The organism is Desulfosporosinus nitroreducens (assembly GCF_023897015.1).
GTDB classification, from domain to species: domain Bacteria; phylum Bacillota; class Desulfitobacteriia; order Desulfitobacteriales; family Desulfitobacteriaceae; genus Desulfosporosinus; species Desulfosporosinus nitroreducens.
This window is the reverse complement of sequence record NZ_JAMHFY010000001.1, coordinates 110,524-125,775: the sequence shown is the minus strand read 5'-3', so window position 1 is coordinate 125,775 and position 15,252 is coordinate 110,524. Positions and strand designations below refer to the sequence as shown.

12 protein-coding genes are annotated in these 15,252 nt (G+C 42.4%); 11 read left to right on the top strand and 1 reads right to left on the bottom strand.

Annotated features, from left to right (window positions below):
- Positions 1 to 93 precede the first annotated feature (93 nt).
- The 11 genes from M8E35_RS00845 to M8E35_RS00795 all read left to right on the top strand — a co-directional run bounded on the left by M8E35_RS00845 (position 94) and on the right by M8E35_RS00795 (position 12,792).
- Positions 94 to 1,107 (top strand): NAD(P)H-dependent glycerol-3-phosphate dehydrogenase, encoded by a 1,014-nt coding sequence (locus tag M8E35_RS00845; protein WP_252466812.1) that lies wholly within the window; start codon positions 94 to 96, stop codon positions 1,105 to 1,107.
- A gap of 232 nt (positions 1,108 to 1,339) precedes the next feature.
- Positions 1,340 to 2,824, top strand: coding sequence for a stage IV sporulation protein A (spoIVA, locus tag M8E35_RS00840; RefSeq protein ID WP_073029700.1), 1,485 nt, complete (start codon positions 1,340 to 1,342; stop codon positions 2,822 to 2,824).
- Between the two features lie 452 nt (positions 2,825 to 3,276).
- Positions 3,277 to 4,551 carry an ArsB/NhaD family transporter gene (locus M8E35_RS00835; RefSeq protein ID WP_252466811.1) on the top strand — a complete coding sequence of 425 codons (1,275 nt, stop codon included), beginning with the start codon at positions 3,277 to 3,279 and terminating at the stop codon, positions 4,549 to 4,551.
- Between the two features lie 445 nt (positions 4,552 to 4,996).
- On the top strand, positions 4,997 to 5,872 hold the full coding sequence (locus M8E35_RS00830) for an enoyl-CoA hydratase/isomerase family protein (protein WP_252466810.1): 876 nt from the start codon (positions 4,997 to 4,999) through the stop codon (positions 5,870 to 5,872).
- A 101-nt stretch (positions 5,873 to 5,973) separates the two neighbouring features.
- Positions 5,974 to 8,058 (top strand): sigma 54-interacting transcriptional regulator, encoded by a 2,085-nt coding sequence (locus M8E35_RS00825; RefSeq protein ID WP_252467090.1) that lies wholly within the window; start codon positions 5,974 to 5,976, stop codon positions 8,056 to 8,058.
- A gap of 16 nt (positions 8,059 to 8,074) precedes the next feature.
- Positions 8,075 to 8,893, top strand: a complete 819-nt coding sequence (locus tag M8E35_RS00820) for an EFR1 family ferrodoxin (RefSeq protein WP_252466809.1) — start codon at positions 8,075 to 8,077, stop codon at positions 8,891 to 8,893.
- A 42-nt stretch (positions 8,894 to 8,935) separates the two neighbouring features.
- Complete coding sequence (locus M8E35_RS00815; protein ID WP_252466808.1) at positions 8,936 to 9,331, top strand: PaaI family thioesterase; 396 nt, start codon at positions 8,936 to 8,938, stop codon at positions 9,329 to 9,331.
- 57 nt (positions 9,332 to 9,388) lie between these two features.
- Positions 9,389 to 10,396: a biotin--[acetyl-CoA-carboxylase] ligase gene (locus tag M8E35_RS00810; RefSeq protein WP_252466807.1), complete on the top strand. Its 1,008-nt coding sequence runs from the start codon at positions 9,389 to 9,391 to the stop codon at positions 10,394 to 10,396.
- Positions 10,397 to 10,591: 195 nt separating this feature from the next.
- Entirely contained in the window at positions 10,592 to 11,128 is a 537-nt protein-coding gene (locus M8E35_RS00805) for a biotin transporter BioY (RefSeq protein WP_252466805.1), read from the top strand.
- Between the two features lie 16 nt (positions 11,129 to 11,144).
- Positions 11,145 to 12,020, top strand: coding sequence for an energy-coupling factor transporter ATPase (locus tag M8E35_RS00800; RefSeq protein WP_252466803.1), 876 nt, complete (start codon positions 11,145 to 11,147; stop codon positions 12,018 to 12,020).
- A complete protein-coding gene (locus M8E35_RS00795) occupies positions 12,013 to 12,792 on the top strand; it encodes an energy-coupling factor transporter transmembrane component T family protein (protein ID WP_252466801.1) in 780 nt (259 codons plus the stop codon). The genes M8E35_RS00800 and M8E35_RS00795 overlap by 8 nt, the downstream gene beginning before the upstream one ends.
- Positions 12,793 to 13,032: 240 nt before the next feature.
- Here M8E35_RS00795 and M8E35_RS00790 read toward each other — a convergent pair whose 3' ends face one another.
- Positions 13,033 to 15,135, bottom strand: a complete 2,103-nt coding sequence (locus M8E35_RS00790) for a sigma-54-dependent Fis family transcriptional regulator (protein WP_252466799.1) — start codon at positions 15,133 to 15,135, stop codon at positions 13,033 to 13,035.
- Positions 15,136 to 15,252: the final 117 nt, after the last annotated feature.

Genomic DNA, 15,252 nt, shown 5'->3' with positions numbered 1-15,252 from the left:
CGATAGCTCGAAGAGCAAAAAGCTTGAAATTGAGGTTGAACGAACCACGAACTTCTAATATCGAATATCAAATATCGATACGGGGGGAAGTAAATGCCTAAGATTGCAGTTTATGGGGCTGGGAGTTGGGGAAGTGCTTTAGCAGTTCTTTTGGCGAAGGCTGGTCATCAGGTTGCCCTTGTTGGCCGCCATGCAGATGAAATGGAAAACATGAGAAATCAACACGAAAATAAGCGTTATTTACCAGGTGTTGTCCTGCCTCAAGGACTTTTTCCTACAACAGATCTTTCTTTTTTAAACGCGGATCTGGTTGTTTTGAGTGTTCCATCTCATAGTGTTCGAGAAGCTGCGCGTATGATAAATCCCTTCTTGAGGAGAGGCTGTATTGTTGTCAATACAGCTAAAGGGATGGAAGAAGGAACACATTGCCGCCTCTCCGAAGTATTGATTGAGGAGTTGCCTAACAATCCGGTGGCTGTTTTGTCTGGTCCCAGCCATGCTGAAGAGGTCGGCAGGGATATGCCGACGACTGTTGTAGTTGCCTCAGATGTAGAGACTGCGAAAACTGTTCAAGATATGATGATGACTCCGAAGTTTAGAGTCTATACCAATCCGGATGTTATCGGAGTTGAACTCGGTGGGGCTTTAAAAAATGTTATTGCTTTGTGCACAGGTATTGCTGAGGGGCTAGGGTTTGGAGACAATACAAAAGCGGCTCTAATGACCAGAGGATTAGCAGAGATTGCCCGTTTAGGCGTAGCCTTGGGAGGGAATCCGCTGACCTTTGCTGGATTATCAGGGGTTGGTGACCTCATTGTGACTTGTACCAGTCTTCATAGCCGTAATCGTCGCGCCGGAGTCGCTCTCGGTCAGGGCAAGCCTTTAGAAACGGTGCTGAGAGAGGTCGGAATGGTCGTTGAAGGAGTAAGAGCGACTCGTATAGCTCACTTTCTTGGAATTGAGAAAAATATCGCTATGCCAATTACGGAGCAGGCCTATAAAGTTTTATTTGAAAATGCCGATCCGAAAATTGCCGTTGCAGACTTGATGTTGCGAGGTAAACGTCACGAACTTGAAGAAGTTGTCGAGATGAGCTGGTTAAGATAATATACATATTTTAGTGTTTAGGAACATAGACGTAGAAGAGGTTGTTTAAATGCCTTTTCTGCGTTTTTTGTTGTATTGTCATATTTGCCCCAAACAGCCAATATACTTATACTGCTTAATGTGCTAGTCCAGTTATTGGAATCCACGTGTTACTGGGAGGTGGAAGGGGAGATTAAGGTGGAGGCCCTTCCCCAAATTTTGGGACAGCACTCAAAAGGGAGGGAAATTAACAATGGAAAAACTAGACATTTTCAGGGATATCGCAGAACGAACAGGAGGCGATATCTACCTCGGTGTCGTTGGGCCAGTCCGTACGGGAAAGTCCACCTTTATCAAACGATTCATGGACCTCCTGGTCTTGCCCAACATCCAAGATGCCTTTGAGCGGGAGCGGGCTAAGGATGAGCTTCCTCAAAGCGGGACTGGAAGAACGATCACAACGACGGAACCTAAGTTTATTCCATCAGAATCGGTGGAAATCGTTGTACGAGACTCGATTCACATGAATGTTCGATTGGTTGACTGTGTCGGATACAGTGTGGAAGGCGCTTTGGGGTATGATGCAGAAGACGGCGAAGAGCCGCGCATGATGAAAACATCATGGAGCGACGAGCCTATGTCTTTCCAAGATGCAGCTGAAATGGGAACACGTAAAGTAATTTCAGATCATGCTACGATCGGAGTTGTAATAACTACCGATGGATCAATCACTGATATCCCCAGGGAAGCATACCTAGACGCTGAAGAACGGGTAATTACTGAGCTTCGCCAACTAGGAAAACCGTTTGTGGTAGTACTGAATACGACACGTCCCTATGCCGAAAATACACTGGAACTAAGCCGTTCCTTAGAGGAAAGATATGCAATACCCGTCATTCCGGTGAATTGCCTTGAGATGGCCCAAGAAGATATAACACAGATTTTGGAAGAAGTGCTTTATGAATTCCCTGTAGCTGAAGTAAACATTGACCTTCCAAAATGGGTTGAGGAACTTGACCCCTCTCATGCAGTTAGAGCTGCTTTTGAGGATACAGTTCGCAAAGCAATTGACGGAGTAAGACGTCTGAGAGATATCGACCAGGCTTTAGACGCCTTGTCTGATTGCCAATACGCCCAAGATGTTCTCCTCAAAGAGATGAACTTAGGCACTGGTATTGCCAATGTAGAAATCACTGCTGTTGACGGGCTCTTTAAAACTGTTCTGCAAGATCTTACAGGGATTGAAATTGAAGGCGATCATTCCTTACTGCGTTTAGTTTTAGACTATAGTAAAGGTAAGAAGGAATGGGATAAACTGTCACAGGCTATCGAGGAGGTTCGAATTAACGGATATGGTGTGGTTACACCACAACTTGAAGAAATGTTCCTTGATGAGCCCGAACTAGTAAAGCAAGGCGGACATTATGGAATCAAACTCAAAGCGAGCGCTCCATCGTTGCATATTATAAGAGCAGATGTTACAACCGAAATTACGCCTTTGATTGGTACAGAAAAGCAAGCGGAAGAGCTCGTGAAGTACATGCTGGATGAGTTTGAGAGTGATCCCAAGAAAGTCTGGGAATCGAATATTTTTGGCAAATCACTGCATGACTTAGTCCGTGAAGGTATCCAAAATAAACTTTATCGGATGCCGGAAAACGCTCAGAACAAGCTCCAAGACACCTTGCAACGGATTGTTAATGATGGCAGCGGAGGCCTGATCTGCATAATCATTTAGGTCATTGAATCAAAAAGCATTAAGGATATAAAAAGGACGTTGGAACGCAACTTATGCGTATCCAGCGTTCTTTAGTTTTTTCATTAAGAGGATAAGTAATAAAATATTCAGCATATATGCATAGAGATATTGTAAAATTTTCGGAAAGTGCTATATTTTAATTTGAGATTAAAATCGAAATGCATATATGCAAAAGAAATAGAAGTATTGGAAGAAGTGATTTAGTGACCTAATTTGAGAGACGATGACAATATCCAAGGTAACTAAAAATATAATGAATCGCATTATGCATTATTGATTATATATGCAATCGTGCATTGGCGATCGAGAATTATCAAGGTCTTCAGTGATATTGGGAGTGAATTCATTCACAGGGCAAAAATTGAGTAGGCTATCTGGTAAGTCGATACATGGATGCAGGGACAAATGATTATTGTAAGGAGGATAAAATAATGCAGGCGTATATTGCAATTATTGTCTTTATTATTGTTTATGCTTTGATTCTTTCTGAGAAAGTCCATCGAACAATTGCCGCTTTGCTCGGGGGCATGCTGCTGATTCTCTTGGGGGTATTGGCTCAAGAAAAAGCAATCGAGCATATTGATTGGAATACTTTGGGACTGTTGGTTGGAATGATGATTGTGGTAGGTATTACACGTCGAACAGGAGTTTTTGAGTATCTGGGCTTGAAGGCGGTTCGGTTAGCTAAGGGGGAACCGATTAGAATTTTAATAGCTTTGGCCAGCGTCACGGCCATACTTTCTGCGTTTCTTGATAATGTTACAACGGTTTTATTGATTGTTCCGATAGTTTTTAGCATTAATGATAAGCTCAATCTTAAGATAATGCCTTTTTTAGTAGCCATGATAGTTGCTAGTAACATTGGCGGAACGGCTACTTTAATCGGGGACCCCCCGAATATAATGATTGGAAGTCAAACGCATTTGGGATTTGTTGATTTTATAACCAACTTAACACCTGTTGTTATAGTCATTCATGTCGCAACCATGGCGGTTTTTTATTTTATATACCGGAATGAAATGAAAGTATCGAATGAACTTAAAGCAGATCTTATGAAGATCGATCCTCTTTCTGCGATAAAAGATTCTGCCCTCTTGAAAAAATGTCTGTTCGTCCTGGGTCTTATTTTAATAGGCTTTTTCACGCATCAGGCCTTAGATTTAGAATCGGCGACGATTGCTTTATCAGGTGGTGTCCTCTTAATGTTTATTACTAAAGAAGAGCCAGAACAAATTTTATTAACCGTTGAATGGCCCACAATCTTCTTCTTCATTGGGCTTTTTATTGTGGTTGGCGGTCTGATTGAGACGGGTATAATAGACAGTATGGCCCATTGGGCAATCACGGCCACAGCTGGAAATTTCACACTGACAGGTATGCTGATTTTATGGTTTTCGGCTATTGCCTCTGCCTTTGTGGATAATATCCCTTTTGTAGCGACTATGATACCTCTTATTCATCAAATGGGCGACTTAGGGGGAATTTCGCAAACTGGATTGGAACCTCTCTGGTGGGCGTTATCTTTGGGAGCCTGTTTAGGCGGAAATGGAACCCTTATTGGTGCTTCTGCGAATGTTATTGTTGCGGGCATGGCTGAGAAAAATGGAGTCCACATCCCTTTTATTGGCTTTATGAAATTCGCGTTTCCCTTGATGTTGCTTTCGATTTTCATTTCTATGGTTTATCTTCTGATTTTTTATTTTTAAAATTTCTTTTAGTAAGGAAGAAAACTTCGTTTCGGTTTGTAAAGTCGGATGCATTTGAATTTTGAATTAAGTGTAATGTAAGGTTAAAAGATTGGAACGCAAGAACTGTGATGTATCTTGCGTTCTTTTTTGATCATACAGGGAAAAGATTATAGCTAGTTCGAAAAATCATCCTGCATATGCGCATATTAATTATTGTAAATTTAGAATAAATAGTATATTCTAACAATAGGGAGATTTCAAGTATGCAGATATGATAAGCGGGGTAAATGTTTAGGTGCATACATTAGTCAAGGAATAGCATGATTATATCAAGAATATTAAGTGACTAAACGCTGAAACGATATTTATTATGCAAAAGCAATAATTAATGCAATTAGGCATAGTGAGCATAAGGGCTGTATTCTAAGTAGGATTAAAAATAATATTTTGGAGTTGAGAAGTGATGGCAAGACGGGAATGTTTAAACTTCGTAAAAACCCCTAATAAGGATAACGATAGTCATTTGCTCTATCAGAAAGACGGCTTTTTGGCAAGGATTATCCTAAACAGACCAGAGAAGTATAATGCCTTTTCCTTGCCAATGATTCGAAAATGGGCGGAAGCATTACAAGACGCTCAAGATGATCAAACCATAAGGGTTGTCGTGGTGACAGCCAAGGGTAAGGCCTTTTCAGCTGGTGGTGACATCGAAGCCATGGCAAACGGAAAAGGATTTGTTGGATGTGATGATCAGGGCGAGACATGGGGGAATAAAGCCATTGACCGGAAACGAGCTTTAACAAACCATGTGCATAAAGTTGCTCTAACATTAGAAATGATGGATAAGCCTGTAATTTGCGGTATTAATGGAATTGCTATAGGGGCAGGCCTTGATATGGCGTTGATGTGCGATATTAGGGTAGCTGCAGAAGATGCTCAACTTTCAGCAGGTTATGTTAAAGCTGGAATTGTGCCAGGGGATGGCGGCGCCTTCTATCTGCCTCGTTTGGTAGGAGTTGCAAAGGCCTTAGAAATCTTATGGACGGGGGATTATATTTCAGCTTCTGAGGCTAAAGAAATAGGAATGATCAACAAAGTTGTCCCTGCTCAGGAATTAGAGCAGGCCACCTTAGAATTGGCAAGGAAAATTGCTGAATCTCCTCCAGTATGCGTTCAAATGATTAAGCGGGCAGTTTATTCCGCGCAACGAACAAACGATTTACGGACGGCTTTAGATCTTATTTCATCACAAATGGCTATTGTTTCCGAAATGTCCGACCATAAAGAAGGATTGAAGGCCCTTATCGAGAAGCGTAAACCGATTTTTACCGGCCAGTGAACTCGTTAAAGCTAAAGCTGAACGAGGAACACCCACTTACAAGACGTGGGAGGTCTTCTTTGAATTTATAAGTAAGGGCGGAGGGGAATAGTTTGTTGCGTGTGGGGCAAGTAATGTCACGACTTTCCATATGTCTTTATAAATATCATACTATTGGGGATGCGATGACAATAATGATGGAAAAAGAAGTTGCCGGCTTGCCTTTTCTTAATGAACAAGGTTATCTTTTAGGTATGCTCACTAAAAACCAGATTCTAGAAAAGGGCATAGAAAACTATGTCGCCGAAAATAAGGCTGCTGATTATCTTACGAATCGCTTTCTCCCCCTAAACGAAGAAACGTCGTTAGAAGATGTTTGGAATTTACCATTTGATATATACCCAGTTTTAAACAACCTGGAAGAGATTATTGGCGTAGTTTCTAAGTATTCGTTATTACAAGCATATTTTCAAGAGGTTCGATCACGAAGTCAAGAACTTGAGGCAGTCTTTAACTCGGCGCACAATGGTATTTTATCGATTAATAAACAAGGAATTATTACCTCCCTCAATCCAGCAGCAGAAAAACCAACTCGCACAACTAAAGAGGAAGCAGTTGGACGTTTTTTAAACGATGTTATTATCCCTACAGGTCTCTTGGAGGTTGTACGTAACGGAATACCTGAATATGGGGCGAAATTTCAAGTGGGGCGCAGACTGTATATCTCCAATCGGACACCGATTCTTAAAGATGGAGAAGTAGTAGGGGCGGTAGGGGTTTTCCAAGATGTTTCTGAGATAGAAAAGGTTTTACAAGAATTGCAAAGCGTAAAGCAACTTAACGAAGAACTTCAGACAATTATTGCATCCTCTTATGATGGGTTAATCATTTGTAATGGACAGGGTGATATTCTTCGTTGCAACCCTGCAGTGGGGAGAATTTTGGAAGCTTCATGGGAAGAGTTAGTGGGAAGGCCCTTTAAAGAGCTTGTGGATAAAGGCATTTTTCAGAATAACATCATACATCTAGTTAAGAAGCAAGGCGGTTTTGTCAGTATCTTGGAAAGACCTTTTGCTAAACATTCCCTAGTTATCACAGGCAACCCAGTCTTTAGTGAAGAAGGGGAAATTGTAAAGATCGTAATCAACATACGAGATATGAGTGAGTTGGAGTTTTTACGGGAAGCACTTGAAGAGAGTAAACAACTATCTGAAAAATATCAGTCACAGATCGCTCAGATGAGGAATCAACAGGAAGCAGGGGCTGAATTAAGGTCCTGTTCCGTTATCATGAACAATGTCCTAGATCTGGCGTTTAGGGTAAGTCAGGTTGATTCGCCTGTAGTATTAGTCGGAGAACAAGGGGTAGGAAAGGAGGAAATTGCCAAATCAATACATATCCAAAGTAAACGAAGTAAAGGGCCTTTTTACAAAATTAATTGCGGTTCATTGCCAGAAAATCTTTTAGAGATTGAGCTGTTTGGTCAAGAGATCTCTTATAGCAGAAATATTGCAAAACCGGGAGTATTAGAGTTAGCTAATCATGGGAGCGTTTACCTAGAGGATATCGATAAGATGCCCTTAAATATACAAGGTCGTCTAGTGAGAGTTCTTCGTGACAAAACATTGCAGGTAACGGATGAAAAGGCTGCCATTTCCATAGATACTAGAATTCTTGCCGGTACAAACAGACCATTAAAGGAACTAGTTGAAAAAGAGCGCTTCCGCTCAGACCTCTTCTATACTCTTAATATTGTACCAATTAAAGTTCCGGCACTGCGAGAACGGAAAGAGGACCTAATTCCCCTTGTTCTTTTTAACTTGGAGAAGAATAATAAGCGCCATGGGTTTGATAAGATCTTTTCTCCGGAAGCTGTTCAGTTATTGTTGGATTATCCTTGGCTGAGTAATATACGGGAGATGGCGAACGTGATAGAAAGGCTGATAGTCACATCTAAAGAAAAAGTTATTTCTGGCAAAGAAGTGGACGGCGTACTTTATGAAAAGGAACAGACCCCTCTGAAGACAATCACTGTGACCGGGGTGGTTCCGCTGAAGGAAGCCATCGACGATTTAGAACAACAGCTTGTCACCTTAGCTATGAAACTTTACGGAACTACGGTTAAAGCTGCTGAGGCGTTAGGGGTCAATCAATCCACGGTAGTACGGAAGTTGCAGAAATCGAAACATAACCTGGGGGGTCAATGAAGGAGGAGGGTGTATTATGGATAAGAAAATTAGTGTGCTGTATTTTAGTGCCACAGATACTACTAAAAAAATAGTATCCAGAATTGCAGAGAAAATCTCAGAGAACCTTGACAAGCCAAGTGATGTAAATGTTATTGATTTTACTCTGCCTGATGTCAGAAAAGAACCAGTGTCTTTTACAAAAGAAGATATTGTTGTTGTAGGAGTTCCGGTATACGCTGGAAGAGTTCCCAATGTATTATTAAAATATTTAAACTCCGTTAAAGGTAATGATGCCTTAGCTATTCCTGTAGTTGTTTACGGAAACAGAAATTATGACGATGCATTAATAGAACTTAGAGATATTCTCGAACTCAACGGTTTTAAGATTGTTGCTGGCGGTGCTTTTATAGGTGAACATTCATTTTCTAAAGTGCTTGCCAAAGACAGACCCGATGAAAAAGACATGGACATAGCAAGTGATTTTGCTATTCGAATATATAAAAAAATTACGACTCAAGATAATTTCCAAATTCTTAATGTAAAAGGAAATACCCCTTATCGAAAATATTATATGCCTAAAAATAAAGATGACAGCCCAGTTGATATTAGAAAGGTTACTCCAAAGACAAATAGCAATTGTACTGATTGTAAGCTTTGCGCAGATGTCTGTCCTATGGGTTCCATTGATCATGAAGATGTCAGTAAATTAAATGGAATTTGCATTAAATGCGGTGCTTGTATAAAAAAATGTCCGTCTCAAGCAAAGTTTTACGATGATGCAGATTATTTAAGACATAAATATGAATTGGAAATTGATTTTGCATCTCGAAGTGAACCTGAATTATTCGTTTAACTATGGTATACTTTTTAAATAATTATAAGGAGATGATACATAGTGGTTCGAGTCGCCGATCTGGAATCAGGGAACTTTTGGAAACATATTGGCATGACAACCGTTGTTGGAGTTGATGGAATAACTCGAATACAATTAACAGTTAATGAGAACCTGAAACAGTTTTATGGAAATCTTCATGGAGGGGTTATTGCTGCTTTGATTGATTCAGCTATTGCCGTGGCGGTCAATCAACAATTAGACCCGGGAGAAGGCGCTTCTACTGTGGAAATTAAAATAAATTATTTGCGTTCAATCAGTGAAGGAACACTTTGGGCTGAAGGAAAGGTTATTCAAAAAGGCAGAAAGATTGTGGTTGCCCAAGGTGAGATTAAGAATGAAGCTGGTCAAGTACTGGCCGTAGGTACCGCGACATTTATGGTCAGGCAAATGGCTTGATACTGAAGGCTTGGCGCTAGCCAAGTTTTCTTTATAAACAAAGGGAGTGTTAAGTGAATGACTCTGCGCGAGGCTGTGTTGCAGGCATTAAAAGAGAAAAAAGGGGAATGGCTTTCGGGAGAAGCTTTGAGTGAAAGCCTGAATGTATCTCGGACGACAGTTTGGAATCAGATCAAGGCCCTGCTAGCTGAGGGTTATGAAGTGGATTCATCCCCGAAAAAGGGATACCGGCTTTGTTCTCCTCCAGATATCCTGTCCCCTGCAGAAGTGGGTCCCGGGCTTACCTGTAAAGTATTTGGTCAAACGGACTATTTATATTACCAAGAACTTGATTCGACCAATAACAGAGCCCGAGTCCTGGCATCTGAGGGATACCCGGAGGGTACTGTAGTAGTGGCGGATATGCAGACAGCCGGACGGGGACGCCGCGGTCGGAGTTGGTACTCGCCAAGCAACCAGGGAATATATATGTCGGTAATTCTGCGACCGGTCTTGCCTTTAAAGGAAATCTCGAGAATTTCCCTCTTAACTGCTGTGGCTGTGGCAGAAGCTTTCGAAGAGGAGTTAAACTTGCCAGCCCGAATTAAGTGGCCTAATGACATATTGATAAATGACAAAAAAGTAGCTGGTATACTGTCCGAAGCAGTCACCGACATGGATGGCATCGAATATATCGTGGTCGGTATCGGCATGAATATAAACAACCAGCTTCAGGAATTTCCTGGTGACTTTCGAACTGCCGCCACCTCTGCCCGGGCCGAAGATGCACGCCCAGTTTCCCGGGTCAAGGTGTTGCAAGGCCTGCTGGCACGGCTGGAAAGCCATTATTTAGACTTACTAGCCGGCAGTTTTGAGGGAACCCTTAAAAAAGGCAAAAGCCTGTCAGTGGCAATCGGACAAGAGCTAAGACTGGATACAATCAACGGCTTTCTGGTGGGTAAGGCCATCGATATCGATGAAAATGGATTTCTCTTACTCCGAGACCAGTCTGGTATTGTCCATACCATAATTTCTGGGGAGATAACAATCTTGCCTCTCCATCCTACTGAGGTATTGTCAACCTAAAAGTAGATTTTTAGTTGACAATATAATTGGAAGATATTATAATAAATTATAGATTCACAGTTGCTCAGATACTAAGGACTTGGAAAGAGTTGCAGGGGACTTGTGACAGGGAAAGTTTCCTGTCGCAAGTCCCTTGTCGGTTTCTGGTACTAGCAGCGGAATGCCGCAAAAACTCAAATAGAGGGAGATAAACAGATGGTTAAAAGTAATAATTCCCTACGGCGTATGGTTTACGCTTCCATGTTCGGAGCCTTGACTGCTGCCGGCTCCTTAATAACCATCCCCATGCAGCCGGTGCCTATTACCCTACAGACTCTTTTTACGGGCTTGGCCGGAGTCCTTTTGGGAGGATATGCTGGGGCATTGAGCCAGGTTGTCTACGTACTTTTAGGCGTAATCGGCCTGCCCGTCTTTTCAGGGGGAAAAGCTGGTCTTGGGACGCTGATAGGTCCTACGGGTGGCTACCTGATTGGCTTTATTGTAGCCGCTTACGTTATCGGTAAAATGGTAGAAGCCAAGAAAGAGCCGGGTTTAGCATGGCTAGGTTTGTCCCTGGTCGTAGGCAATCTGGTGATTTATACCCTGGGAGTAGCACAGCTATCGCTAGTAGCTCACTTATCAATACCAAAAGCACTGCTTGCAGGCGTAGTTCCCTTCTTGGTTGGTGACGTGCTCAAGCTAGTCGCGACGGCCTTAATCGGCCTAAAATTACGCAATCAAGTTAAAATCTAGGGGGGCCATGAAAAATATGATCAGGGTTCATAACCTGACTTATGCTTATGAAAAGGGTGACTCACCGGTTCTCAAAGACCTCAATCTACATATAGCTGAAGGCGAGTATATTGCTCTTATCGGCCCCAACGGTTGTGGCAAAACTACCCTCATTCGGCATTTAAATGCCTTACTGATTCCTTCCGCCGGCGAAGTCTTGGTCGATGAGTTAAGTACTCGCAACTCGAAAAGTCTTCTGGAAATTCGGCGCCGGGTAGGGATGGCTTTTCAGAATGCTGATAATCAGATTGTAGGCATGAGTGTAGAAGAAGATGTTGCTTTCGGTCCTGGCAATCTTGGCTTACCGCCAATTGAGGTGCGCCGGCGAGTGGATGAGGCCCTAACCAGAGTAAGTCTGATCGGGCTGCGATCCCGACCTCCCCATACACTTTCCGGAGGCCAGAAACAACTTCTGGCTTTGGCTGGTCTGCTGGCTATGGAACCGAAAATTATTGTACTTGACGAGCCTACCGCTTCGCTGGATCCGGAAAGTAAAAAGAAGGTACTAACCTTACTGCGGAAATTGAACTCCCAGGGGCTGGGTATCATACATGTGACCCACAGCATGGACGAGGCCGCCTTAGCGGACCGGGTGCTGGTGATGGATCAGGGCGAATTGATTGCTGATGGAAGTCCAGGAGACATATTGAGCAGAGTGGAGTGGCTTAAGACGCTGAGCCTGGCCCCACCCCAGATCACCGAGTTGATGTGGCAGCTGCAGCAAGGAGGAAAAGATGTAAGTACCTGCATTTTTTCGGTTGAAGATGCGGTTGAAGAAATAACTGCCCTGCTGGAAAGACTAAGGAGTTCAAGCAATTTCTGTTTTCCTAGAAAGGCGGATGGACATGTATAGGCTTGGGCAATACGTTTATTTCGAATCCCCTGTTCACAGACTGGACCCTCGAGTCAAACTTATAGCAGTGATAGCTCTTAGCATAATAATTCTACACGTGAATCTTATAGGTCTCACAACAGCCAGTGCCATAGCCTTAGCCATCTCGCTGCTTGCTCGTCTATCCTTGGGATCAGTGCTGAAAACTTTGCGCCCAGTACTGCCTTTCTTTTGCTGTCTATTCTTGCTTTATATATTTTTTACTCCGGGGCGCCCGTTGCCACCGTTTCCTATCGGTCCGATGCAAATCACTTACGAGGGTTTAAACCTCGGGATTTTACAGGTCTGGAAGTTCTTGCTGCTGGTGGCTGCGGCATCCATTTTGACCATGACTGCCACGCAATCTGAGATTACTATGGGGCTGGAGCGACTCCTGCGCCCCATAAGAATTGCTGGAATATCTTCTCATGATGTTGCTATGTTATTATCTTTAGCCTTAAGGTTTATGCCCACGTTGCTAGACGAAATGAATTGCGTCAGCCAAGCTCAATTGGCTCGAGGCGCGAATTTCAATCCACGACATTTAAGCGGGAAAATTAGAGCGATTAGATATCTGGCAGTCCCTTTAGCGATAAATATTTTTCGCCGTTGTGATGAACTGGTTGACGCCATGGAAGCACGGGGATATCAGCAAGGCCATCGTACCTATCTGCGCGAGCTGGTCTTATCCAGAAGCGATTATTGTTTAATAGCGGCAATCATTATAATATCGATAGCGGTTGTAGTAGGGTAAAATAACAAGAACGGCCCATTTTATCGGGACGTTCTTTTATTGTCTGAACGAAAATCACCTGCTGTGCAGGTGGTTCCATAAAGCTTTAGCTATGAGTAGAAAAAACTACCTACCTTTGTTATAGTGCCGGTTTCGTCAGCCGCACTATAACAAAGGAGGTAGATATCCATTGAGTGCAATTAAGGAAGATGCGCAGCGACTGTGGCTTGAGGCCAGAACAAGTTTTCTTTAGCGTTTTAGTTAAGATAGATTATACTTGCCCAGTTTTTCATAAAATGCAGATCTGCTCATTTTAAGGAGCCGGGCAGCCGCACTCTTGTTGCCCTTTGCTTTTTTCAAAGCCACCAAAAGCATTTCTTTATCAACATCGCTCAATACCGCTCGATAGGAGGAGGGTTCATACGCTTTCTGGCCGAATTGAAAGATCTGGGCTGAGAGGTGTTCTATTCCTATTTCGCCCTCCAAAACGTAATTGGCAGCTCGCTCGATGGTATTTTCAAGTTCCCTGATATTGCCGGGCCAAGAGTGAATTAGTAAAGCATCTTTGGCAGCTTGGGTTATGCCGACGACATTCGATCCTAGAATTTCGTTATATTTCTGAATAAAAACCTGGGTCAAAGGCCATATATCTTCGGAACGTTCCCGAAGCGGAGGGAGGTTGAACTGAATGACATTTAGACGATAAAAGAGATCTTCTCGAAAAGCTCCTTTACTTATCGCCTCCCGCAAATCCTTGTTTGTGGCGGCAATAATACGAACATCCACTTTTTGAGTCCTGATTCCACCCACTCGCATAAATTCTTTATCCTGCAAAACCTGTAATATCTTAACCTGTATAGAAAGAGGCATATCTCCAATTTCGTCTAGGAAAACAGTTCCCTCATGGGCTTGGGTGAAATACCCAGTTTTACCTTTCCGGGAAGCGCCTGTAAAAGAACCCGGGGCGTAGCCAAAGAGTTCGGATTCTAAGAGAGATTCGGGAATGGCGGCACAATTAACTTTAACAAACGGTTGATTTGCTCGGGGACTTGCGGAATGAATGGCATGGGCAAACATGTCTTTACCTACGCCGCTTTCCCCGGTCAAAAGAACCGTTGAACTGCTGCGAGCAATCCGATGGGCATCCTTTTTCATCTTAATGAAGGCCGGATTTTTTGAAACCAGATTATCAAAGCTATTCCCACGTTTTTCGAGTTCATCGCGATAATATTGGACTTGTTGCCTTAAAGACAGCCATTTCCGGGCTATTTCTTCAGTGAGTCTATTATCATCAAGATAGACAGTACTGACCACCCCTACGGTCTGAGTCTCATCGTAGATAACCTTGTTAATAGGTATATGAGAAACAATGCAATTTCTGCCGTTAATGCTACATACTTCAACTTCAGTAATGCCTGTTTTGCTGACCTCGGCGGGAAGTCCGCTTGGTAAAAGTTTTTTGATCGGCATTCCAGTCATTGCTTCTGAGGTATTTGAAATAAGTCGGCATCCACTTTCATTTATATATTTTACATAACCTGAAATATCTGAAACGAAAACGCCATCAGAGGAAGCATTAAGGACTCCGTCAAGATTGGTCTGCAAGTCCTTAACGATTTCCAGTTCTCGTGCCATTTGTTCCATATCCGATATATCTACAAAAGCAATTTTTGTGCCAATCTGAATATTATCTGCCATAATTGGCATTTGACTAACAATAACGGGGAGATCCTGTATTATCTGCTTTACTCCCCGGCTGCGATTACTAAATAGCTTAAGATCAGGGAGCACATATTCCAGGTGCAAACCCTTGATCTCAGAAGAGATCAGTCCGAACATCTTTTCGGCGACAGGATTGGTCCGCAGAATTTTTCCGTTATTATCAATAACGATGATACCTTCATAATTTGCGTTGAATATAGATTCAAGCAGAACGTTTGACGTCATGATCAATTTCTGACTTCCCCGAAGATATTCTGCCGTTCCAATCATTCCAACTGGCGCACCTTGATGATCAACAACAACTACGTAATCAACCAGACTTTGGCTGGAGCGCACTACCATTGATACTTCATCATAGCATAGGTCACATGATACAGAAATTGGTTCATTAACTATGTAAGGAGTGCAAGGATCATCTAAGCTAGAACCATCCAGCAGTGCCTTATATAACCTCTTTTTGGGAAAAACCCCAATCAGCTTATCGTTATTATCAACGACTGGAAGAGTATCCAGCCTGGAATCCTGGTAATATTGGATTACAGTTCGCAGAGAATCATTTGGATGAATAACTATAAAATGTTTATTCATCATCTGCTTAACGGTTAGCCATGAAGTGTAATTTAAGTTTTCAGGAACCACCATTATGCTATTCTCCTCCCGTTGTTTACAATACTTAAGCATATGCCAGTCTTTTTTCTGAATAATTAAATTATACTATAAAATTAAGCATTATAAAATGCATTTTCTGCATTATTGCCA

Excerpts from the sequence above, each read along its gene's own strand:
- M8E35_RS00845 (WP_252466812.1), top strand. The coding sequence starts at position 94 with ATGCCTAAGATTGCAGTTTATGGGGCTGGGAGTTGGGGAAGTGCTTTA.
- spoIVA (WP_073029700.1), top strand. The coding sequence starts at position 1,340 with ATGGAAAAACTAGACATTTTCAGGGATATCGCAGAACGAACAGGAGGC.
- M8E35_RS00835 (WP_252466811.1), top strand. The coding sequence starts at position 3,277 with ATGCAGGCGTATATTGCAATTATTGTCTTTATTATTGTTTATGCTTTG.
- M8E35_RS00830 (WP_252466810.1), top strand. The coding sequence starts at position 4,997 with ATGGCAAGACGGGAATGTTTAAACTTCGTAAAAACCCCTAATAAGGAT.
- M8E35_RS00820 (WP_252466809.1), top strand. The coding sequence starts at position 8,075 with ATGGATAAGAAAATTAGTGTGCTGTATTTTAGTGCCACAGATACTACT.
- M8E35_RS00810 (WP_252466807.1), top strand. The coding sequence starts at position 9,389 with ATGACTCTGCGCGAGGCTGTGTTGCAGGCATTAAAAGAGAAAAAAGGG.
- M8E35_RS00805 (WP_252466805.1), top strand. The coding sequence starts at position 10,592 with ATGGTTAAAAGTAATAATTCCCTACGGCGTATGGTTTACGCTTCCATG.
- M8E35_RS00800 (WP_252466803.1), top strand. The coding sequence starts at position 11,145 with ATGATCAGGGTTCATAACCTGACTTATGCTTATGAAAAGGGTGACTCA.
- M8E35_RS00795 (WP_252466801.1), top strand. The coding sequence starts at position 12,013 with ATGTATAGGCTTGGGCAATACGTTTATTTCGAATCCCCTGTTCACAGA.
- M8E35_RS00790 (WP_252466799.1), bottom strand. The coding sequence starts at position 15,135 with ATGGTGGTTCCTGAAAACTTAAATTACACTTCATGGCTAACCGTTAAG.